At 64.8% G+C, this 20,428-nt stretch carries 20 protein-coding genes and 2 pseudogenes; 11 read left to right on the plus strand and 11 right to left on the minus strand.

The features are described 5' to 3' along the window. From ACX80W_RS15780 to ACX80W_RS15790, 3 genes and pseudogenes are all read right to left on the minus strand, one after another. Positions 1 to 228, minus strand: a pseudogene (locus ACX80W_RS15780) (SDR family oxidoreductase); the annotation flags it as partial. A 62-nt stretch (positions 229 to 290) separates the two neighbouring features. Beyond that, a complete protein-coding gene (locus ACX80W_RS15785; protein ID WP_459284952.1) occupies positions 291 to 1,046 on the minus strand; it encodes a phosphotransferase in 756 nt (251 codons plus the stop codon). A gap of 196 nt (positions 1,047 to 1,242) precedes the next feature. Next, on the minus strand, positions 1,243 to 1,977 hold the full coding sequence (locus tag ACX80W_RS15790) for an MOSC domain-containing protein (RefSeq protein ID WP_459284954.1): 735 nt from the start codon (positions 1,975 to 1,977) through the stop codon (positions 1,243 to 1,245). Between the two features lie 138 nt (positions 1,978 to 2,115). Between ACX80W_RS15790 and ACX80W_RS15795 the strand changes: the two genes are divergently transcribed. The 6 genes from ACX80W_RS15795 to ACX80W_RS15820 all read left to right on the plus strand — a co-directional run bounded on the left by ACX80W_RS15795 (position 2,116) and on the right by ACX80W_RS15820 (position 9,579). Continuing rightward, on the plus strand, positions 2,116 to 2,178 hold the full coding sequence (locus ACX80W_RS15795) for a hypothetical protein (protein ID WP_459285004.1): 63 nt from the start codon (positions 2,116 to 2,118) through the stop codon (positions 2,176 to 2,178). A 632-nt stretch (positions 2,179 to 2,810) separates the two neighbouring features. Next, complete coding sequence (locus ACX80W_RS15800) at positions 2,811 to 4,541, plus strand: L-aspartate oxidase (RefSeq protein ID WP_459284956.1); 1,731 nt, start codon at positions 2,811 to 2,813, stop codon at positions 4,539 to 4,541. A gap of 167 nt (positions 4,542 to 4,708) precedes the next feature. Next, complete coding sequence (gene pdhA / locus ACX80W_RS15805) at positions 4,709 to 5,878, plus strand: pyruvate dehydrogenase (acetyl-transferring) E1 component subunit alpha (RefSeq protein WP_459284958.1); 1,170 nt, start codon at positions 4,709 to 4,711, stop codon at positions 5,876 to 5,878. Continuing rightward, positions 5,875 to 6,867: an alpha-ketoacid dehydrogenase subunit beta gene (locus ACX80W_RS15810; protein WP_459284960.1), complete on the plus strand. Its 993-nt coding sequence runs from the start codon at positions 5,875 to 5,877 to the stop codon at positions 6,865 to 6,867. Before pdhA ends, ACX80W_RS15810 begins: the two co-directional genes overlap by 4 nt. A 14-nt stretch (positions 6,868 to 6,881) precedes the next feature. After that, the gene (locus ACX80W_RS15815) at positions 6,882 to 8,165 is read left to right on the plus strand and encodes a dihydrolipoamide acetyltransferase family protein (RefSeq protein WP_459284962.1); all 1,284 of its coding nucleotides are present in this window, start codon (positions 6,882 to 6,884) and stop codon (positions 8,163 to 8,165) included. Between the two features lie 190 nt (positions 8,166 to 8,355). Next, on the plus strand, positions 8,356 to 9,579 hold the full coding sequence (locus ACX80W_RS15820) for an NAD(P)/FAD-dependent oxidoreductase (protein WP_459284964.1): 1,224 nt from the start codon (positions 8,356 to 8,358) through the stop codon (positions 9,577 to 9,579). A gap of 108 nt (positions 9,580 to 9,687) precedes the next feature. Here ACX80W_RS15820 and sigJ read toward each other — a convergent pair whose 3' ends face one another. From sigJ to ACX80W_RS15845, 5 genes are all read right to left on the minus strand, one after another. Beyond that, complete coding sequence (gene sigJ, locus ACX80W_RS15825; RefSeq protein WP_459284966.1) at positions 9,688 to 10,701, minus strand: RNA polymerase sigma factor SigJ; 1,014 nt, start codon at positions 10,699 to 10,701, stop codon at positions 9,688 to 9,690. Between the two features lie 165 nt (positions 10,702 to 10,866). Beyond that, on the minus strand, positions 10,867 to 10,989 hold the full coding sequence (locus ACX80W_RS15830; protein WP_459284968.1) for a hypothetical protein: 123 nt from the start codon (positions 10,987 to 10,989) through the stop codon (positions 10,867 to 10,869). A gap of 114 nt (positions 10,990 to 11,103) precedes the next feature. Beyond that, positions 11,104 to 11,529, minus strand: coding sequence for a DUF2332 family protein (locus tag ACX80W_RS15835; RefSeq protein WP_459284970.1), 426 nt, complete (start codon positions 11,527 to 11,529; stop codon positions 11,104 to 11,106). Positions 11,530 to 11,700: 171 nt separating this feature from the next. After that, positions 11,701 to 12,222: a GNAT family N-acetyltransferase gene (locus ACX80W_RS15840; RefSeq protein WP_459284971.1), complete on the minus strand. Its 522-nt coding sequence runs from the start codon at positions 12,220 to 12,222 to the stop codon at positions 11,701 to 11,703. A 119-nt stretch (positions 12,223 to 12,341) separates the two neighbouring features. Further along, complete coding sequence (locus tag ACX80W_RS15845) at positions 12,342 to 12,947, minus strand: GNAT family N-acetyltransferase (protein ID WP_459284973.1); 606 nt, start codon at positions 12,945 to 12,947, stop codon at positions 12,342 to 12,344. A gap of 75 nt (positions 12,948 to 13,022) precedes the next feature. Between ACX80W_RS15845 and ACX80W_RS15850 the strand changes: the two are divergent. Continuing rightward, a pseudogene (locus tag ACX80W_RS15850) lies at positions 13,023 to 13,205 on the plus strand (PLP-dependent aminotransferase family protein); the annotation flags it as partial. A gap of 497 nt (positions 13,206 to 13,702) precedes the next feature. Here ACX80W_RS15850 and ACX80W_RS15855 read toward each other — a convergent pair. Both ACX80W_RS15855 and ACX80W_RS15860 read right to left on the minus strand, forming a co-directional pair. Further along, the gene (locus ACX80W_RS15855; RefSeq protein ID WP_459284975.1) at positions 13,703 to 14,443 is read right to left on the minus strand and encodes a class I SAM-dependent methyltransferase; all 741 of its coding nucleotides are present in this window, start codon (positions 14,441 to 14,443) and stop codon (positions 13,703 to 13,705) included. 728 nt (positions 14,444 to 15,171) lie between these two features. Then, a complete protein-coding gene (locus ACX80W_RS15860) occupies positions 15,172 to 15,585 on the minus strand; it encodes a hypothetical protein (protein ID WP_459284977.1) in 414 nt (137 codons plus the stop codon). A 130-nt stretch (positions 15,586 to 15,715) separates the two neighbouring features. Between ACX80W_RS15860 and ACX80W_RS15865 the strand changes: the two genes are divergently transcribed. Further along, positions 15,716 to 16,390: a hypothetical protein gene (locus tag ACX80W_RS15865; protein WP_459284978.1), complete on the plus strand. Its 675-nt coding sequence runs from the start codon at positions 15,716 to 15,718 to the stop codon at positions 16,388 to 16,390. Between the two features lie 702 nt (positions 16,391 to 17,092). Next, the gene (locus tag ACX80W_RS15870; protein WP_459284980.1) at positions 17,093 to 18,418 is read left to right on the plus strand and encodes a lipopolysaccharide biosynthesis protein; all 1,326 of its coding nucleotides are present in this window, start codon (positions 17,093 to 17,095) and stop codon (positions 18,416 to 18,418) included. Between the two features lie 34 nt (positions 18,419 to 18,452). On the opposite strand, the gene ACX80W_RS15875 is transcribed toward ACX80W_RS15870, so the two are convergent. Then, positions 18,453 to 19,472 (minus strand): glycoside hydrolase family 16 protein, encoded by a 1,020-nt coding sequence (locus ACX80W_RS15875; RefSeq protein ID WP_459284982.1) that lies wholly within the window; start codon positions 19,470 to 19,472, stop codon positions 18,453 to 18,455. A 236-nt stretch (positions 19,473 to 19,708) separates the two neighbouring features. On the opposite strand from ACX80W_RS15875, the gene ACX80W_RS15880 reads away from it, so the two are divergent. Both ACX80W_RS15880 and ACX80W_RS15885 read left to right on the plus strand, forming a co-directional pair. Beyond that, positions 19,709 to 19,999 (plus strand): DUF4287 domain-containing protein, encoded by a 291-nt coding sequence (locus ACX80W_RS15880; RefSeq protein WP_459284984.1) that lies wholly within the window; start codon positions 19,709 to 19,711, stop codon positions 19,997 to 19,999. After that, positions 19,996 to 20,352, plus strand: coding sequence for a cupin domain-containing protein (locus ACX80W_RS15885; protein ID WP_459284986.1), 357 nt, complete (start codon positions 19,996 to 19,998; stop codon positions 20,350 to 20,352). The genes ACX80W_RS15880 and ACX80W_RS15885 overlap by 4 nt, the downstream gene beginning before the upstream one ends. Positions 20,353 to 20,428 lie beyond the last annotated feature (76 nt).

Here is a 20,428-nt window from a genome sequence, read left to right on the forward strand (position 1 = left end):
TTCGATGTCGTGGGCGTGGCTGAGGATCAGCGCCGTGATCGGGCCGCGGTCCCGCGTGACGGCGTCGACGAGTTCTTCGGGACCGGTCGGGGACGACAGGTCGCAGGGGTAATCGGTTCCATCCAGGTCGCTGGTGGCGACGTCCCACCCGTCGGAGAGCAGCCGGGGCACGATCCCGGCGGCGATGCTGTTGGCGCGGGCGGCTCCGGTGACAAGGGCGAGGGGCATACTCCAACCCTATGCCGTCAGCCGCAGGGACTCCCGGCGGTTGCCGGCTGGTTCTGTGGTCCCTACTGTCGCGTGAGGGCTTGTCTCCAGGCAGCCTGGTTCCGTGCCACATATTCCGCCGCGGTTCGCCAGGTCTCCCCGTGCCCGTCAACGTACATGTCAGCCCACGGCTGGAACCCGGCCCCGTGTGCGGATCGCAGGAGATTGAACATCGCGGCGGTGCGTTCCGCCATGGCCGCCGGCAATGCGCTGCGCAGTCCATCATCGGCGTCATACCCGTCCACCACGGCGGACAGTCTCAAGGCGGCTTCTGCCACCGGCTGCCCGTCGAACAGCAGGGCGAAGGACTGTGCGGCGTACGCCAGATCCCACAAGCGCGTACTCGGACCCGCACCGTCCCAATCGATGAACACCCACCGCTCTCCCATGACGAGATTCCACGGTGCCAGGTCGTTGTGGCACATCAGATCCGGGTCCTCGGCCGGCAGCAAAACCTTCCACTGGTCCGGCTCGGCGATCGCGACGGCCTCGCTCGCATCATGGATCCGGCGGATCATCCGGCCGACCCGCAGCAGCTCGTCCCGTCCGAGCGGCAACCGATCCATCGCAGGTGTGCCTTCGACGTACGCAACCACGGAGCGGCCCTCCGCGTCCCGTCCCAGCGGCTCGGGCGCGTCCACCCCGGAGGACCGGAGCGCACCGAGATAGTGCTGAATGGCTGAAGAGTTCGCCGACCAGGGCTTGCGGACCGTGGCACCGACGCGCACCACAGCGGGTGATGCGTTGCCGCCGCTCAGTTTTTCTTCGTCCTCAACCATTGCAGCAGGCTACGGCGTGCGGGGCGAACGGCCAAAGCCCGCGGAATGCGGCAGGCGGCGCAGAGTCTGCCATCGCACCATCCTTTCAGCTACCTCTAGTAGTTGCCGCCCTGTGCCGCCTCCAGCGCACGGGCGTGCCTCAGGGTTCCGAAGGTCTTCCAAGGTTGATTCCGGGGGTGGGGCACGGGGCAGCAAGCTAGAGGCCGGACCGACGCAGGGTGACGAGGTCCCCTACGTGAAGCGTTCCCAGGCTGCGTGCGCGGGCCTGCAGGCCGAAGATCGTTCCGTGGTGGGTACCAAGGCTCTTGAGGACCTTCGGGCCGGCCGTGACATCCGCCTGGTCCTGGTCAACCATGGTGCAGCGCGGCATACCGGCCTCCATGCGGAGAAGCACAGTGCTTCCAACCCTCAGTTCCGCACCCAGCAATCCGGTTTCGAGAAACTCCGGCTCTGCACCGGTGTCCAGGATGATATTGGCGCGGAAACGGCGGTGGTCGATCATGGCACCCGCCAGTTTGCTAACAGCAGCGAGAGAGGACGTGGTGAGCACGTGAAGCGGTGACTCGTCGTGGTGCTGAACCGTGCTTTCCGGGCGCAACTGCAGCTCCTGGTCGAAGGCCGCGCTGAGTGCTTCGGACGCGGCGGGATCGTCCACCCGGTACGGCACGCCCTTCGGGCTGCGCAGGATCGGTATGCCGCCGTCATCCTCGGCCGTGGAGGCCCAGTGCATCAGCCCAGCGACCGGGCGGAAGCGGCGGGTCCGTTTTCCACTGGCGATACCACCATCACGGGTATAAACCGCCCACCGGCGATCATTCTGCAGGCCCTCCTCCGTAACGCGGACGCTGCGCAGGGACTGGCCGGACGTTGATTTCACCGGATACCGGTACAACGCCTGAATCCGTCCCACTGGTGTTCCTTCGTGCGGCATCCGGTCATTCTCGCACTCCTGCCGCACGGAGGTTCCCTCAACGGGACGTGGGACACAAACGTTGCATGGCACTCAGCGAATGTGCGCTCGGCGTCGAGGCCGCCACAGAGGTTCGTCGCTGACGAGCCTCTGTGGCGGGTGCATCAGGCAGTGTTTGAAGTTCTGGCAATGGAGTCCGAACCGGTGGACCCTCGCCTCTGATGCGGCCGCGCGCTGTGCTTCATCCCAGGTCCTTCTGTCGCCGCGTTCCATTGGCGGCCCGAGCCTGCGGCAACCTCAGCTTCCTACCACTACATCCAGCGGTCCGAAGGCAGAAATGGGTGGGACATTGAGTGGCATTTCGCCCCATTTGCTGGCCCCTGTTGCCCGGGCCGAACCATAGTTAAAGGCAACGCGGAAACAGGCGCGGCAGGACCCAGCCAGAGGATCGGAAGCTATGAACCCCACAACTCCCGGGTAATCAAACGTTCGGCGGATGCCATGTCGGCTGGAAATGACAGGCGGCGGCGCCGCTTCTCCACGGGTCCACAACATGAGGGGTCAAACCTCGTCCAGGAGGCTCGGCCGGTGGACCGCCGGATCTCACGATATTCGTCCATAGTCGTACTGATCGAGGACAGCAGCCGCACCTCCCCCCAAGAAGGTCGCCTTCCTATTCCCGGTGTACGGCAATCCGAAGGCCGCGTTCCGTGCGTGATACCCGCAACGCTCCTGGCTCCGCTCAGGCCGACGCTCAAGCTCCCTTCCACAAGGCGTCGGAGCGAAGGCCCAACCTCCTATCCCACTCCTGCCACCTGAGGCGGCCCCGCTTCTCGGCAAAAAGGACAACCATCATGAACACCAGCGAACGTCGTCTCGCGACTGGCGTCCTCGTCATCGGTGCGGGCGGCTCGGGCCTCCGCGCAGCAATCGAACTCGCCGAGGCCGGCGTCGATGTGATGGCCGTGGCCAAGCGGTCGCGTCTTGATGCACACACCTCATTGGCAGCGGGCGGCATCAACGCTGCCCTCGCAACCGAGGACCCTCTCGACTCCTGGCAGCAGCACGCTGCCGACACGATCAAGGAGAGCTACTTCCTGGCCAATCCCCACACCGTGGAGGTCGTCACCCGCGGCGCGGAGGAAGGCATCCGGGATCTGGAAAGATACGGGATGTCGTTCGCCCGGACCGAGGATGGGCGCATCTCACAACGCTTCTTCGGAGCCCACACCTGGCGCCGCACCGCGTTCGCCGGAGACTACACCGGGCTGGAGATCCAGCGGACGCTCGTGTCACGAGCCGAACAGTTGAAGGTACCGATCCTCGACGGCGTCTACATCACCCGTCTTCTGGTCGACGACAACCGCGTCTTCGGGGCGTACGGCTTCGACATCAACGATGGTACGCGCTACCTCATCCATGCTGATGCGGTCATTCTCGCCGCCGGCGGCCATAACCGCATCTGGCGGCAGACGACGTCCCGTCGCGACGAGAACACCGGTGACTCGTTCCGCCTCGCCGTCGAGGCCGGCGCCCGCCTGCGCGATGCTGAACTTGTGCAGTTCCACCCCTCGGGGATCCTGGAACCGGAGAACGCCGCCGGCACGCTGATCTCCGAAGCCGCACGCGGGGAAGGCGGGATCCTGCGCAACGCACTCGGTGAACGCTTCATGGAACGCTACGACCCCGAGCGGATGGAACTTTCAACCCGCGACCGCGTCGCCCTCGCCGCATACACCGAAATTCAGGAGGGCCGCGGAACCGAGAAGGGCGGAGTCTGGCTGGACGTATCGCATCTTCCCCGCGAAACCATTCTGCAGCGGCTTCCGCGGGTCTATCAGACGATGCTGGAGTTGCAGATGCTCGACATCACGCGCCAGCCAATCGAGATCGCCCCCACCGCGCACTATTCAATGGGCGGGGTGTGGGTGCGACCCGAGGACCACGGCACGGACGTGGATGGGCTCTACGCGATCGGTGAGGCATCGAGTGGACTCCACGGAGCGAACCGGCTCGGCGGCAACTCACTCATCGAACTGCTCGTCTACGGAAGGATCGTGGGCCAGGCCGCGGCGGGCTACTCCGCCGGGCTGACCAATCACCGGAGGTCTCCAGCCGCAATAGCAGAAGCGCGTGCCGAGGTTGATACCCTGCTTACCGCTGACGGTCGAGAGAACGTCCGGGTGCTCCAGCGGGCGATCCGTAACACCATGACGAAGCATGCCGGTGTAGTCCGGGATGAGAAGGGCCTCATGGCCGGCCTGGATGAGATCGGACGTATTGCCCAAAGGGTGGAGGACATTGGAATCCACCCCGACATCGCCGGCTTCCAGGACCTCGCCCATGCCTTCGACCTCAAGGCCTCGCTGATTGCGGCCCGGGCAACGCTGGAGTCCGCGCTGGAACGGCGCGAAACCCGCGGCGCCCACAACCGCAGCGACTATCCGGACCTGGATCCCCAACTCCAGGTCAACCTCGTCTGGTCGCCCACCACCGGCGTCGTCCGAGAGGGTATACCCCCTGTGCCTGATGAAATCGCCGAACTCATTCAGGACGTTTCAACCACCGGGAAACTCGCCGAGTAGGAGCCTGGTGGATCGCTGAAGTCTCGCGGCCCGTAGCGCGCCGTGACCAAAGAAAGCGCAGTTTCGACACCCCAACCCCGCGATGCTCAGGCGACCCCGCGACCGCCGCGGACCGCCGCCCGATCCTCCCGCAGCTGGGATTCGTCGAGGTGAGAAGGAGAATTTATATGTCCACGCCCAGCAAGGCGCGCGCTCGGAAGAGCCCCGCCGCGAAGACCACAGCCGACAGCGGTGCCCCGCCGTCACCGGCGGTCCGATCGTCGATCGGACCGTCGACCCCCGGAGATGTTCAGCAGGATGAGCTGCTGCTCGGTTTCTATCGGCAGATGGTGTTGATCCGGCGTTTCGAAGAGCGTGCCGCCCGGGCCTACACCGAGGCGAAGATCGGCGGCTACTGCCACCTGAACCTGGGGGAGGAGGCCACAGTTTCGGGCCTCATGGCCGCAATGAGGCCCGAGGACTACGTCTTCACCAACTACCGGGAGCACGGGTACGCGCTGGCGCGCGGCATCACGCCGGAGCGCGTGATGGCCGAGTTGTATGGCCGCTCGGACGGTGTGTCGAAGGGATGGGGCGGGTCCATGCACATGTTCGACATCGACTCCCGTTTCATGGGCGGGTACGGGATCGTCGGCGGCCAGGTGCCGCTGGCGACCGGAGCCGCACTCGCGATCAACTACCGGGGCGGCTCGGAGGCCGTGGTGTGTTTGATGGGCGATGGCACGACGAATATTGGTGCTTTCCACGAGTCCCTGAACATCGCCGCGCTGTGGAACCTGCCGATCGTGTACGTGGTGATCAACAACGGGCTGGGCATGGGGACCACGGTGGATCAGTCGTCCGCCGAACCGGAGTTGTACAAGCGTGCCGCCGCTTATCGGATGGCTTCCGCCCGCGTTGACGGCAACGACCCCGTCGCCGTGCATGAGGCGGCCCAGACGGCGCTGGCCAGCGCCCGGGCCGGCAAGCCATACCTGCTGGAGACGACGTCAGGCAGGTTGAAGGGGCATTCGGTGGTCGACCCCGCCCGCTACCGCAGCCGCGAGGAGACGGAGGCCCTGAAGGCAGCCGATCCCGTCGCCGCCTACTCGGCAAACCTGCAGCAGCAGGGGCTGCTGACCGATGACCTGATTGCACAGATCGACGCCCAGGCCAGGGAGGCCGTCGCCGAGGCGGCCGCGTTCGCCGACGCGAGTGCCCACCCGGACGTGGCGACGCTGTTCGACTACACGTACGCCACCCCCGTCGCCAATGACTCCCGCCGCCTACCAGGAGATGCCTTGTTCCCCGCACCGCCACGACCGAACACGAACGGATCCCCGGAGGTGACAGCGTGAGCGTCATCAGTTACCGGCAGGCCCTGCAGGACGCGCTGCGATCCGAAATGCAGCGCGACGAGAACGTATTCCTGATCGGTGAGGAAATCGGGCTCTTCGAAGGTTCCTACAAGATCACCGCAGGGCTCCTGGAGGAGTTCGGCCCCAAACGGGTCCGTGATACTCCCATCGCCGAGGAAGGCTTCACCGGCGCGGCGATCGGCGCCGCGATGCTGGGTCTGCGGCCGGTGGTGGAGATCATGACGATCAACTTCTCGCTGCTGGCCCTTGACCAGATCGTCAACCATGCCGCGAAGATCTACGGCATGTTCGGCGGGCAGGCCCGGGTGCCCCTTGTTATCCGCACCCCTGGTGGCGGCGGACAGCAACTTGGCGCCACGCACTCACAGAACATCGAGCTCTACTATGCGTTTGTGCCGGGCATGAAGGTCGTCGCACCCTCAAGCCCCGCAGATGCGAAGGCCCTCATGCTGGCCGCGATCCGCGACGACGACCCCGTGCTCGTCCTGGAGAACCTTGCCCTCTACAACACCACCGGCGAAGTCCCCGACGACATCGAGCCGGCAGAGATCGGCAAGGCCGCCGTGACCCGGGAAGGAGCCGACATTACCGTCGTCGCCTACTCCCGGATGGCCGCGGTCGCCCTCCAGGTCGCCGAAGACCTCGCGGCCGAAGGGATCGACGTCGAAGTCGTCGACCTGCGCAGCCTCCGTCCCCTTGACCGCGACACGATCATTGCCTCGGTCAAGAAGACCAACTGCGCCGTCGTGCTCGAAGACGACTGGCTCACCTACGGAATCGGTGCCGAGATCGCAGCGACCATCAGCGATGGCGCCTTCGACTGGCTCGATGCCCCCGTCCGCCGCGTAGCCATGGCTGAAGTGCCTATGCCCTACGCCAAGTCCCTGGAAACCGCCGCACTGCCCTCGGCAGACGACGCCAAGACCGCCATACGTGAAACCCTTGACGCCGTTGCCCGGCGCCGCTGAGAAGAGCACACACCATGATCGATATCCTCATGCCACGCCTGTCCGACACCATGACCGAGGGCGCTATCGCCGCTTGGCACAAGAAGCCCGGCGATTCCGTCGCGCCGGGTGATCTGCTCGTCGAAATCGAAACCGACAAGGCACTCATGGAACAGGAGGCCTACGACGGCGGCATCCTCGCCGAGATCCTCGTCGAGGAGGGCGAGAACGTCGCCATCGGCACGCCCATAGCGCGCCTCGATGACGGCACCGGCGATACGCCGGTGGACGTACCCGCAGCGTCCGCGCCGACGGATGTGCCGGACGCGGCGGTGACGGCGCCGGCTCCCGGTGGAGAGGTGGCGGCACCCGTGCCGGCGGCAGCCGCATCCGACGAACCATCCACTCGGCTCGCAGCCACGCCGCTGGTCCGTCGCCTCGCGCGCGAACGGAGCATCGACCTGACCACGATCGAAGGCACCGGACCCGGCGGCCGGATCGTCCGGGCCGACCTTGACGCCGTCGCCGACACCCCCGGCACCCCGCCCCAGGCCGGGACGGGGGAGGCCTCGCCGGTCATGCCCGTTGAACGAACAGCGACCGCGGATACGACGGACGCGCGGGAACCGAATCCAGTGCCGTTCGATGCGATCCGTCAGGCCATCGCAGCCCGGCTGACCGAGAGTGCCGCCACCATCCCCGCATTCACGGCCACCGCCTCCGCCGACGTGGCCGGGCTGCTCGCACTGCGCGCACAGATCAACCGGGCCTCCGCCGAAACCGGGGTGAAGATCAGCGTCAACGACCTCCTTGTCCGCGCGGTCGCGCTCGCGCTGCGCGCCCACCCGGGAGTCAATGCCTCATACGCAGCCGACGGGCGCGGGCAGACACTCATCCACGGGCGGGTGCACGTCGGCATCGCCGTTGCTTCACCCGCAGGCCTTGTTGTCCCCGTCATCCGGGATGCAGACAAAGCGGCTGTCAGCGCAATCTCCACGACAACCCGCGACCTCGTGGCCAAAGCGGCCGACAGGAAGCTCACGGCCGCGGACATGAGCGATGGCACGTTCACGATCAGCAACCTCGGCATGTATGGCATCGAGCACTTCACCGCGATCATCAACCCACCCCAGGGTGCCATCCTCGCGGTCGGTGCCGCACGCGACGAGGTGACCCTCGTCGACGGCGAGGTCGGCGCGGGCAAGCGGCTTCGCTACACCCTTACAGCGGACCATCGAATCATCGATGGTGCCCTTGCCGCCCAGTTCCTCGCCACCCTCACGGAACTGCTCCAGAACCCACTGCGGATCGTGGCCTGACCCGCCGTTCGATGGTGCCGCCTTCAGATTGCCGGATTCAGGCCTCACATTCCGTGGCGCTGCATCGTCATACCTGCATGGACAACGGTCCAGTTTCGAAGTAGCCATCCTCGGTGATGGTTACGCAGGATGCAACGCCCGGCGTCAACGACGCCGGGCGTTGCGACGGCAAATGTACGAGAGGTTGATAATGGCAAACGTCCTGATCATCGGAGGCGGCTTTGCAGGCGTGTGGAGTGCTGCAAGCGCGGCCAAATTGCGTCGTGAATGTGGTATTTCCGAATCCGACCTGAATATCACCGTGGTGAGCGCCGGCGATGACCTGGTCATGCGGCCTCGTCTCTACGAGTCCGACCCCCACAAGATGCGTGTCCCGCTCGATAAGGTCCTCGGTCCCATTGGCGTCCAGCGGCTGGCCGCCACAGTGACCGGTATCGACACCTCATCGAAGACGGTTACCGCAGTGGCCCGGGACGGCAGCAGCTCCGAACTGTCGTATGACCGGCTGGTGCTTGCGTCGGGGAGCCAGGTTGTCCAGCCGAGGCTGCCCGGGGCGGAATACATGTTCAACGTCGACACCCTGGCCGGCGCATCGCGGCTGGATTCCCATCTGCACCGCCTACCCGAACGCTCGGGAAGCGCGGGGCAATACACGGCAGTGATTGTCGGATCCGGCTTCACTGGGCTCGAGATTTCCACTGAGCTGACCAGGCGCTTGCGGAAGATCGCAGGCCCGGACGCAAACGTGCGCGTCGTTCTCGTCGAACGGGAGGCAGAAGTTGCACCCGAGCTTGGAGACAATCCCCGCCCGGTAATCATTGAGGCGCTGACGGATCTGGGGATTGAGACACGCCTGGGGGTGAGCGTAGCTGCCGTGGCACAAGGAAGCGTTACCTTGTCCGACGGTACGGAGATTCCCGCAGACACCGCCGTGTGGACCGCGGGCATGGCCGCAAGCCCGTTGACCCGGTTCATCCCGGCAGAACGGGATCGTCTCGGCAGGCTGCAGGTTGACGAGTACCTCAGGGTGACCGGTGTTCCTGATGTCTACGCGGCCGGGGATACCTCGGCGGCGATTGCGACGGAAGGTCGGACCGTGATGCAGAGCTGCCAGCATGCGACACCGCTCGGCAAGTTTGCGGGCCATAACGTTGCCGCCGACCTGCTCGACCGGCCGCTGGAAACCTTTGCCCCCGACGACTACGTGACCTGCCTGGCATTGGGTCCGGCGGGGGCGGTCGTTACCTCGGGATGGGACCGCACCGTGATGCTGACGGGCAGCGCCGGTCAGGATCTCAAGACCACCATCAATACCGAGTGGATCTACCCGCCGGCCGATGACGCCGAAGCCTTGTTGGCAGCGGCCGGTCCGAACGGCGCGCTGCCGGAGTACACGCCTGCCGCCGTGGGATGACCTGGAGTGGCTGAACACCACCGCCGGCTGGCGGTGGTGTTCAGCCCGAGGTGCTTGCGTTCGCAAAACCGCGCATGGTGGGGCGAAATCCGTGCCCCCGGCAGCGCATCACACCGGCTGGGCGGTGGAGCTGCCCAACGAAGCGCCGGCCGAACCGTTGAGTTTCTCCGGATTCGCGATGACGGCAACGGCTTCGATAAGCCCCTCGACGACCTGCAGGTCCACCACCCAGACAACGGTTTCGGCCCGGCGGACAACGATGCCGGTGTAGCCGTTCACGAGTTCCAACGAGACCTCCAATCCGCCCCGCTGGCGCTGTTCGAGACTCAGCGCCCCCAGCAGGTAATGTGCCACATCGCGCGGCCCGTTGACCGGACGCCGGGCCACCCGAACGGCTTTCCCGCCGTCGGCCCTGGCGACGACGTCCGGATCCAGCACGGCGGCCAAGGATTCCATGTCGCCGTCCGCGCAGGCGCGGGCAAAAGCCTCGACCACCCGATCCCTTCCAACGCCGTGGACCTGCGGGCGGCGGGAGGAACGGACCTTCCTGCGGGCCGCGGTCGCCAGCTGCCTGCAGGCCTCCGGGCTTCTCCCGACAATCTCCGCAATTTCGGAGAACGGGACCTGGAACACATCGTGGAGGATGAGACTCACCCGCTGCGGAGCAGTGAGCTGTTCCATGGCCACCAGCAGCGCCACGGAGACCGACTCATCCTGGCTGACAATCTCCGCAGGGTCGGAATGGAGTGTGAGGTGCGGCGCCGCCGCCAGGTTCTGGTGGGTGCGTCCAAGCGCCGATGAAGAGCCACCAACGATGGGCTCGGGCAACCATATGCCGTGGTACCGCTCGCGCCGGGCCCTTGCCGATCCCAGCCGGTCAAGGCACACCCTGCTAACTACACGGGTCAGCCACGCCAGGGGCTCCCGGATGAGCTGGCGGTTTTCCTCAGTCAGCTCGTGCCATCGGGTAAAGCCGTCCTGGACGGCGTCCTCAGCGTCGTGAACCGATCCAAGAAGGCGGTAGGCCACTCCGAAAAGGTGGCCGTACCCGTTGCTTCCGCGTCGAAAGAGCGACTGTGTGTCGGTGGTCCCTGAGTCCACGGCCGAAATTGACGTCCGCATTTGCTCTCAGCTCCTAAGTGTGTGGTCGTCTTGAAGTTCTGACGGAATAGGTCCCCGAGATGTGACCCCCATGCACCGCCAGCACACTCCGGACTTCGCTGTTCGGGAAGGGCGAGTGGGGCGGCATGTCCAGCAGGAGCCGGCCGTCGACGTCGCCGGGTCGACTCAGTCGGAGGGGGAGCCCGTCAGGATGCCCCGCTCGCGCAGCAGCTTTGCCGGGTTCAGCGTGTCGATGAGGCGTCCTGGCTCGATGTGCTGACGCGGGAACAGCAGAAATGCCTCATCCAACCATTCTGCCCAGTCAGGTCCCAGCGACTGCACTTTTGAGACGAATCTCGCCCAGACGTTGTCTGCCAGCGGCATGTGGATGTGGCCCGGGGTCCTGCGTCGGCAGGGGTCAGCTCAGGGGCTGAACGTACTGGCTACGAGCCGGGGAGGTTCGGCGGCCGCCACGGCCGCGGCGGCGTGGAGCCGGACCGGCCCATCGGCGCACTGGTAGGTGTAGCTGTATCGGTCGGGATAGAGGCAGAGCCCGGCGGAGGCGCCGACTTCGAGGAGCGCGACCGGGCCGTCGATCGCGGCGAGCTGCGGGACGAGGACCGCGCACCGGCCCGCCTCATTGGTCTGGGTGGAACGGGTGCGGATGACCGCAGCCACCTCCTGCCAGTTGCTGAGCAGCCAACGCCGGAATATCGCATGGTCTGCGAGCGGGGCTCCCCGGGACCGGGCGGCGGCGAAGACCAGGCTCGGTAGCCGCTTCGCCGGCGGAAGACCGCCCACCAGTGCCTGCGCTCCCGCGTCTCCTGCGACGCCAGGCGCAGTCCTCATAGATGCCGGAAACGCCGTGTGCTTCAAGGGCCGCGAAACGCCGGTAGGTTTCCGCGATGGTCATGGGTGGATCCCAGCGCGGCCCGATCCGGGTCACGATTGCGCCGCTGGCCATCCCTGATCTTGCCTGCGGCTTTGTGCGGCAGACCAAAGCAGAACTCCACTGCTTCTCTAAAACGTACGGCTGTGGCGTGATTCCGACACCGGAGGGCTGAATCGGGTGTCCTCGAGAGTCCCGCCGTCGGGAAGCCAGCCGCGGCTGCTGTAGAAGCGGATGGCGCGGTGGTTGTTCTTTTCCACCCAGAGGAACGCCCGCCCGTACCCGAGGTCGCCCAGCTTCTGCTCTGCGGCCGTGAATAAGGCGGACCCGATTCCCTGAGCCCACCAGCTCGGGTGCACGTTGAGGGCGTACAGCTGCCCCGTCCCGGGTTCGGCGTCCGCATCGGGTGGACCCACAATAACGAAGCCGACAACCTCGCCGGCAACCTCGGCAAGCAAGGGAACCGTTCCCTCCGCCGGGGTGGCGATGCCGCGGCGCCAACCGTCGCTCATGCGATCGAGGTCCATCCCGTCGAGGAACTCATCGGTCATCACGCCCCGGTAGGCCGCACGCCACGCGGCCGCATGCACTTCCGTCAAGCTGCGGGCATCCTGCTCCAGGGGTGGCCTGATGACGGCGTGGGATCGATCCATCGCCCGAACCTATCAGGGGCACGGGGCATGTCATGGCAAGACGGGCGGCGGAGCCGAGAAACGGTATGCACGTGTACCTGTTGATTCGTCAACTCTTCCCACGGCTGATCGTGGGATCCCTAAGAGGCCCCATTCGTGGACCCCTCAGCGTGCCGGTCGCCGAGGCGCCGCTGTGTCTGCCATTCACTCCGCAGGATGGCGTAGAAGACGGTATTGGCCCAGGTTCCGTCCTGCCGCCTGTCCTGGAGGAAGTGTCCCTCCAGGCGCATGCCGAGGCGTTCCATGGTTCGTCGGGAGGGGACATTGAGCTCATCGGCCCGCCCAACGATGCGGTGAAGTCCCAAGTGCTCGAAACCGAAGGCGAGGATCGCATCCCCTATTTCCGCGGCGTAGCCCTGGCCTTTCGCGTCGTGCTGCAGGATCATTCCGATTTCGCCCTGCTCGACCGTGTCGGGCCCGACCTTTAGTAGAACGTCGCCGATCAGCCCGCCCGACGACGCCGGTTCGATTCCCAGGAAACGGCGGTCGCCGGGGTTCCGCAAGGAGATCTCAGCCGTGCGTTCGGCAAGCCATTCCGGGTACTGGCCCTGATCCATCGGCGGGTGGGGGAGGAACCGGCTCAGGCGTGGGTCGCCCCGGTAGCCCATCACCGCATCCTCATCCGCGGGCGTAAGCGGGCGCAGGATGAAACGGGGAGTTCGCAAGGTCGGAACGGCGTCGGTCATGCCCTCGACCATATAGCGCCTCAGCCTGCCTGTCCGGTAGGTCAGCCGGATGCGGAGGGCGCTCCCAGTGCAGGCGTCTCCCCGGCACTGCGCGTGGCCGCGGTTATCGCCCGCGGGCCGGCCCGTGAAAGGATCCTTGCCGACCTCTCAGCCGCATCCGTGTACGTCAGCGGCATTCTCCAGGCCTCGGCCCTTGACGTCGTCACCCAGCCGGCTTGGCAATCCCACCTGCGCGGTGTGCGCAGGGAACTGCTGTCACCGGTCCTGGAGTGGCTGATCACCGATTCCGCTGGTAGCCCCAGGCGAGGGCGTCGTTGATGCAGCGGGTGCTGAAGCCCGGGTGGCGTGTCCGGAGGTATTCCTCCTGGGACTGGCCCGACTCCGGGTTCACCGCCTCGTCTGAAGGCGACGACCGGGATCGAGAGGCCACGCCACATCAGATGGAAAAGGTCCCTGCCAGTCACGGCTATCCCGTTGACCTGCCTGAACGTCGCATCGCGCCCGAGGTCGACAAGCCGTGGGCCACCACCGCCGAGGCGATCCAGCCGCAGCTCTCCCTCAACTTCAAACACGTGCTTCCCCTAAACTATGACCCTGGTCGGTCACCCGCACACACCTTACAAGCACCGGAGGACCCGAACAGCCACGCTCTGCAAGGGCAACGGCGGACCCTGCCGGGTCGTGTCGAAGTGCATATCGCTGGGTGGCTCGGGTGGACCTGCGGCACCGCGTTGAGCATGGTGCGGATGAGTCGGCTAAGTCCGCGAGCTTGCTTCGAAGACCATGATCGGCTCTACGGCTGAGCCTGTGAATGGTGTGCCATTCCAATCTTTCCAAACGTTCAGGACCGTGAGATCCGCCCGGTCCAAGTCCTCGGTGATTTGGTCGAATGTCCGGAACTGAAGATCCTGCTCGACGTCGACTACGTGATTCGCGTCGATGAACTCGTTGCGACACTGCATGGTGACCACCCCGTCGGAGTTGGGAGCCGTTGTTATCGTCCGCTCCCGGAGTCGCCCGACGCCGGTGTTCCGTTCGGATCCTGGGTCGTTCCATTCGGTCCATGCCCGCGCTTGTGGGTTGCGACTTTCGAAGGCCAGCACGCCCCCTGGTTTCAACCCCCGGGCGATGTCCTTCAAGGTGGCATGCCAGTCTTTGCCAAGGATTTGCATCGCGACGTTTCCAGTCATGATCACGAGATCGTTTTCGCCAGCGTCGATCAGGTTCGAGGTACCTAACCGCCATTCAACCGCGTCTCCCTGTGCTCGAGATGAGGCGCGCGCGAGCATGGCTGCGGCGGGGTCGATGCCGGTGACCGTCCGCCCCGGAGCCACAAGTGTGACCGTCAGGATGCCCGTGCCGCATCCTAAGTCAGTGATACGAGTTGCATTAAGTCTCGTTGCCAGCGTGCGGTAATAGTCATGATCCCGGCCATCAGGGTTGTCGTCGTCGTATATTGCCGCTAACAGCTCATCGTTGTATTCGTCATAATCCATAGCGGCCTCCCCGCTTACGAGGCCGAGGGCGGTGAAGCACTTCAGCGCACAATGAGGTTCGGGTGTGGGGAGGCCCAGCCCAGGCCGGCGTATTGATCGGCGTCATAGCCGTCCGGGGCAAGGATCGCTTCCACCTCCGGTGTGGTCACCCCGACGCTGGGCGTGAATGATCCCTCGAGGTATCCGCCGCAGCCGATGACGGACTGGTCGTCGTGTTCAATGACCAGACAGACGGATCGCTCGTGTCCGTCGGCCGGACGGGCGATGTAATAGGAGCGCTCATCCTGGGCGGCCAGGAATCGGATGGTGTTCGGGCAATCATTTCGTCGGTGTCTGGAGAGGTCGGATGATCCTGCTCGGTGGAAGCACGATCGAGGACTGAGAACGCTGAACCGCCCGCTTCTGACATGTTGTATTCGATTGCTGAAGCGATTGTTGCACCCGCGTATACGACGACGGCGAGCACAGCCGTCACGGCACCAGCTAGCGCGAGCCGGCGAGGCGAAAATTTCCTCATCAATGCCCCTAATCGAGTGGAACCTCAAACAGTACCGCGCCAGTGTAAAGCTGCGATTCGCAGGAGTGCTGCTCTGGATGCACATGGGTGCGAAATGCCCTGATGCCCCCTTCGTGCGTCATGCCGGGGGCCGTTTCTCGCTTCGGTCAATAATGCCTTCGTGCATTATTGACCGCCTGCAATGGAGCCCTACAGTGCAGCACTCAGTTGATCAACTGCAGTTCGAGTCGGAGTGAACCTCTATGAGGCGGGTCGGAACGTCTGAATAGCCGGCTGCCGCCAATTCGGAGCGCACATCCGCCCTGACCGCCTCAACATATGCATACTCTTCGAGCCGGTGCTCGGGAATCCGCCGATCGCCTGACTGCGACTCCCTCACGATCTCTTTCCATTCCTCGAGTTCCGATGAGGAAACGCTGGCTTCCGTCAGCGCCTGGTCGGCTACTGCAAAGGCATCATCCGGGACCTCGTCCACCACCGGCTCGAGCCACCATCGTGCGCTGCATTCGCCGCCTTCAACAGTGAAGCGCTCTTCTCGATCCGGGGCGCCAAAGGCCAGGCCACAGGCTGAAAGCAGCCCCATACTTGTCAATGCCAGAACGCAGATCGACGCGGCTTTCCCCATGAGGTGACATTACCAATGGCCCCTCAGATCAGGTCGTAGTAGACCTTCGGCTGTAAAGCAGCACGTCGAAGGCAGCTTTAACGCTCATCTTCCCGGTCGGGTTCAAGGCTCGGGCTGCAATACTTCGAGGATGGTCCTGGTGCATGAAGATTCCGATCAACGGTGGGGGAGTAGCTGGGAGGGGCCGTCGCTGGTTGTGGCCGCGGCGGCCGCCGTGGGCGTTTTTGGGGTCATACTGCTGCGCGGAATGGTTATGGTGTCGGGACCGGGGGGCCTTGCCGTGTCCGTTGCTGCCCAGATCGTTCTGTGCGGGCTGATGCTGGCGCCGGTGTGGCGCAGCGTTTCATGGCAGCTCGTGGCCGGGTGCCTGGCCCCGGGGTTTGCCCTGGCCGGGCTGTCCGCCGTCGAGGGTGGGCTGGGGGCGGCGTTTTGGCTGGTGGGCCTGCCGTCCTGGATCCTGCTGTGCCGGCGTTGGAGCGGTTACCGGCCGCTCAGGAGGGTCCTGGAGGTGCTGGGTTTTTTGGGTCTGTACGCTGTGGCAGCCCTGCTCTTGAGCCTGACCGTCTTCCTGCCGAATCCGGTCGCACTGCTCCTTCCATTGGTGCCGGCGGCAAGGCTGTTCTTCGGGGCGCTGCCTGCTTTGCGCAACGTGCCTGCACTGATCGAGCTGGTCCTATCAGCGGGACTCGTCGTGCTGGCCTTCATGCCGCCTCAGGATGCCTGGACATCGGCATGGTCCACCGCCGGGGGCATCGTCACAGGGGTTCTGATGCTCGCCTGGTACACCGGCCGCAGAACGGAATGACCTGAGGAAGAACCAGCCTGCACAAGCCCATCCTCCAACAAGTCAACATCTGTCTAAGCAACCACCAGGAAGATCGGCTCCAAGGGAAACCAACCGAGCAGCGGATGTGGAACGCCTCGAAGGAGATGTAGAAATCCTCAAGGGAGACGCCGATTACTGAGCTCTGAAGGTGCTAAGACCCATGCCGTCGAGGGCCCGACCGGTCCAGCGTCGACGGGAAGGCGATGCCAATCCGGGCATGCGGAGGGCGGCATGTGCCGTCGTAACGGTACGCGATGACAGGGTTTGCGCGTTTTCAGGCTTCAGGATGGAAGAGTTCCCCCCGCTGCTTCGAGTAGTGCGCACCCTAGACCGACTATGGCGGCAGGCCGTACCCTTCGAAGTACGCCGTAGTGGTAGCTCCTGTCTTGCTGGGCGAGGTGCTCACTACCTGGCTGCTGGGAGCAGGACTTATGGCTGAAGACTGGGGGGTTTTAGGCACCGACAGGACGTGGCGTTGTGACGCGGCGCCGGTGTTGATCGGGCCCCGCCGTGGGGCGGTCAACCCACAGGTGTTCAACACCAAGGAAGTTCTCGGCGGGGATCGGACCGCGTCGGGGGCATCAGTCCGGGTAGCCATGTTCTCGAAGGACCATCCCGGTGCCCGGCGTTCCCCGCTACCCGCCCGCTTGCGCCGGGCTTCCCTTCTATAACTCCGTCGGCATGTTCAAGGAACTTTTCAATCCTGCGGCCGCTGGTCTATCCCTCGGGACCAACGCACTTTGGTTGACCGCTGCGCGGGTCGCGCCCATGGCCGCAGGTTTCCTGTTCTGGATTCTGGCAGCACTGCTGTTGGTCCCAGCACAACTTGGTTTGAGTTCCGCGATCGTCGCGGCGGCGCTGCTGACGGTCCAGATCGGGATGCTGGGCGTCGGCCCGGCGACGCTGTCGCTCTTGCCTGCGCAGGACGACGGGCGCCGGCTGATAGCGACAAGCCTGCTCACGGTAGGGCTCTCCTCGCTGGTCGCGGCCATTGCCGTGCTCAACATTACGTGGGCCGTCGGCCCCGGCGTCGGCCAGGCCTGGGTTGACCCCGCGGCCACGGCGGCATTCCTGGCTGCCGCCGTCTTTGCCAGCACCGCTTATCAGCTCGACCACGTCAGCGTGGCCTTGTCACGGGCCGATCTGGCCCTGGCGCGCAGCGTTCTCCAGTCATTCATTCAGCTGACGGTCCTGATCGTCTGTCTCACGGCCGGATACCGGAGTGTGATCGCAGTTGTCGGCGCCGTCGCCCTCGGCGCGGCGGCGAGCGTCGGACTCGGGATCCGCCAGCTCCACCAAGCCGGTCTCGGTGCCCCGTGGAAGGAGGGCATCCAGTTCCGGGAGGTCTCCGGGTTGCTGCGTCCTGCACTCCGCATTTACCCCCTCATGCTCGCCGACCGGGCACCGGGCTATCTCCTGCCCCTCATCGTCGCCACCACGCTCAGCACCTCCGCCACGGCCGCCTGGTACATGGTGTGGATGCTGGCATCGGCAGTCTCCTTCGTTCCGCAATCGGCCGGATTCTCTCTCCAGGCGAAGCTCGCTGCGCCCGGCCCAACCCATCCGATTATCGGCCGGGCACTGAGGATCAGCCTTTTACTCACTCTCGCCGCCGGGGCGGTACTACTGGCAGCGGGCCCGTTTGTCCTGAGGGCGCTCGGCCCGCAGTACGCGCCCCAGTGGGTGCTACTGCCGTTCCTGGTCCCCGCGCTGATCCTGACCTGTGTGACACAGGTCTACTACGCCGTCTGCCGGGCGAGTGGCCACCCGGCCGCCGCCACGGGGGTCGCCGTCCTCGCGGCCGCCGTCGCGGTGGTGCCTGCCGCAGCTGTGACCCAGAACTTCGCGCTGCCCGGATTGACCATGCTGTGGCTCGTGGCTCAGTTGACGGCCGCACTTATTGCCGGTTGGCGTCTGTGGGCGATGGTGGCCCGAACGGGAGGCGAGTGCCCGGACCAACGGCCCGACGACGAAATCCGGGGTGTGGACGAGTTGAACGCCCCGTAATGCGTCAGCCCGTGAAGAGCCGGAGGCGCCCGGTTCATCCGCCGGGAAAGCTGCTCGCCGGGCTCCGTTCCCAGATGGCCACCCAGTCGAGGTAGACGTGGCCGCTCGCCTCAGGCGACGGACATCTCCGCGTGCAGGACTCGGTCTGCAGGATGTAGTGCATTGGCTTGTTCGGCGTATTCGACGTACTGACGCCGATCGACTGTCCATCGAGGAAAAACTCCACGCGGCCGGGGCTCCACTCCGTCACGGCTGTATGCCACGAGGTGAACGACGTCTCGGTGGGGAATCGGTCGACCTTATTGTCCGTTTCGCCAATTCCATGCATGGCGGCGTAAATGTGGGTCGATAGGTCCCCTTCGGGATGGTTGATCTCCCCGTCCTGCGGCCACCGCTTGCTGTCGGGCCACAACAACCACGCCAATTTGAATCCCCTCAGGGAGTCGGTCTTGAATCGCACGGCGTACCGCCCGTAGGTCTGGCTGTTGAAGGGCCGCTCACTGGACGGCCCAAATTTGGGGGACGGGGCCGCGCCCATTGAAACGCCGTTTTCGCTGTGCAGATACCAGTCCAGGAGGCCGTCGTGGACACTTAACACCTTTGACGGGTAATACCCGGACTTTGTTTGACGCACTTTGGCGCCTGTATCCGGTGTGCCGTCGAAATAGTTCTCGCTCCATTTCGCGCTGTAGATCTCGCCCGGGAAACCGCCGATGGCGACGTCTCCATCGGTGAAGTCCTCGGTGAAGATTTGTTTCCAACCAGGGAGGTCACCGACCGGCATGGCCTCCGGCGAGAGAGCATTTACTTCCTTGGCCTCCGGCGAGAGAGCATTTACTTCCTTGGCCTCCGGCGGGAGAGCGCTGACTTCCTTGGTCTCCGGCGGGGGCGTCGCGGAACGGGAAGCCGGCTGGTGGGAGGTTACTGGCTCCGCTGCAGCGCCTTGACTCCGATCCGAATCGGCAACAACATACAGTAGGCTGTACGCCAAGGATGACAAAACAATGCTCCCGACGAGGATATTGGCCGGTACATTATGCCGATTCTTCGCCATGGTTTCCTTCCAAATAAGAGGCAACTTTCTCATTCGAATTCGTCGACTCAATAGGAGCAATCTACCGACGCGGACCGGAGCGCGATAGTACTACCCGGTACTTGGAGAATCAGGGAACTACTTGGAAAAAACGGTAACTACTTGGAAAAAGGGGGAGGGGCTCCAAAGGCCGTCCACCCGCCAAGTCCTCCGCCGCTTCCATTGCCATCGCCGGGCGGGGACGGAAGGATGACGACATGTCATTTCAGGCCTACCTCGACACCATCGAAGACAAAACGGGACTCACGCCCCGTCAGCTCATCGGCATCGCAAGAAGCAAAGGTTTCGACGAGCGGAACGGCAAAGCTGGCGAGATCCTCGAATGGCTCAAGACGGACTTCGGGCTGGGACGCGGCCACGGCATGGCCCTCGTTCACATCATCAAGAAGGGCGCCCGGATCAACGCGAAGCATGTCGGCACAGCCGGCTCCCACCGGGACGAGTCCGAGACCCTGTGGCTGGATGGAAAGGAGAGTAGACCAGCATGACGACCGTTACCACCCGCGAGCAACTGCGGAACAACAACACCGGGACGGCGCTGTTTGTCGGGGCCGACCACGGTGCCGGTGCCTCATTTTTCTGGGTTGAGGCAACCCCCGGCAGTGGGCCCGAGACCCACTGGCACCCCTACACCGAGACCTGGGTGGTGTTTCGGGGTGAAGCCGCTATCGAGTCCGACGGCGAGGAACTCCGCGCCGGTGCCGGTGGAATCGTGACGGTCCATGCAGGCGCACGGCACCGGTTCCGAAGCAGCGGGACCGAAAACCTCGAGATGATCTGCATCCACGCGTCGCCCGAAATTATCCAGGAGTTGGTCATTCCCGAGCCGAGCACCCAGTAGTCCGCCTGTCGCACGCGGCGGCCCTGCGGGAAGTCCTCGCCCACTAAGCCTGTTCAATGCACCCAAAGTGCATTAT

It is taken from the genome of Arthrobacter melezitosi (assembly GCF_054511055.1).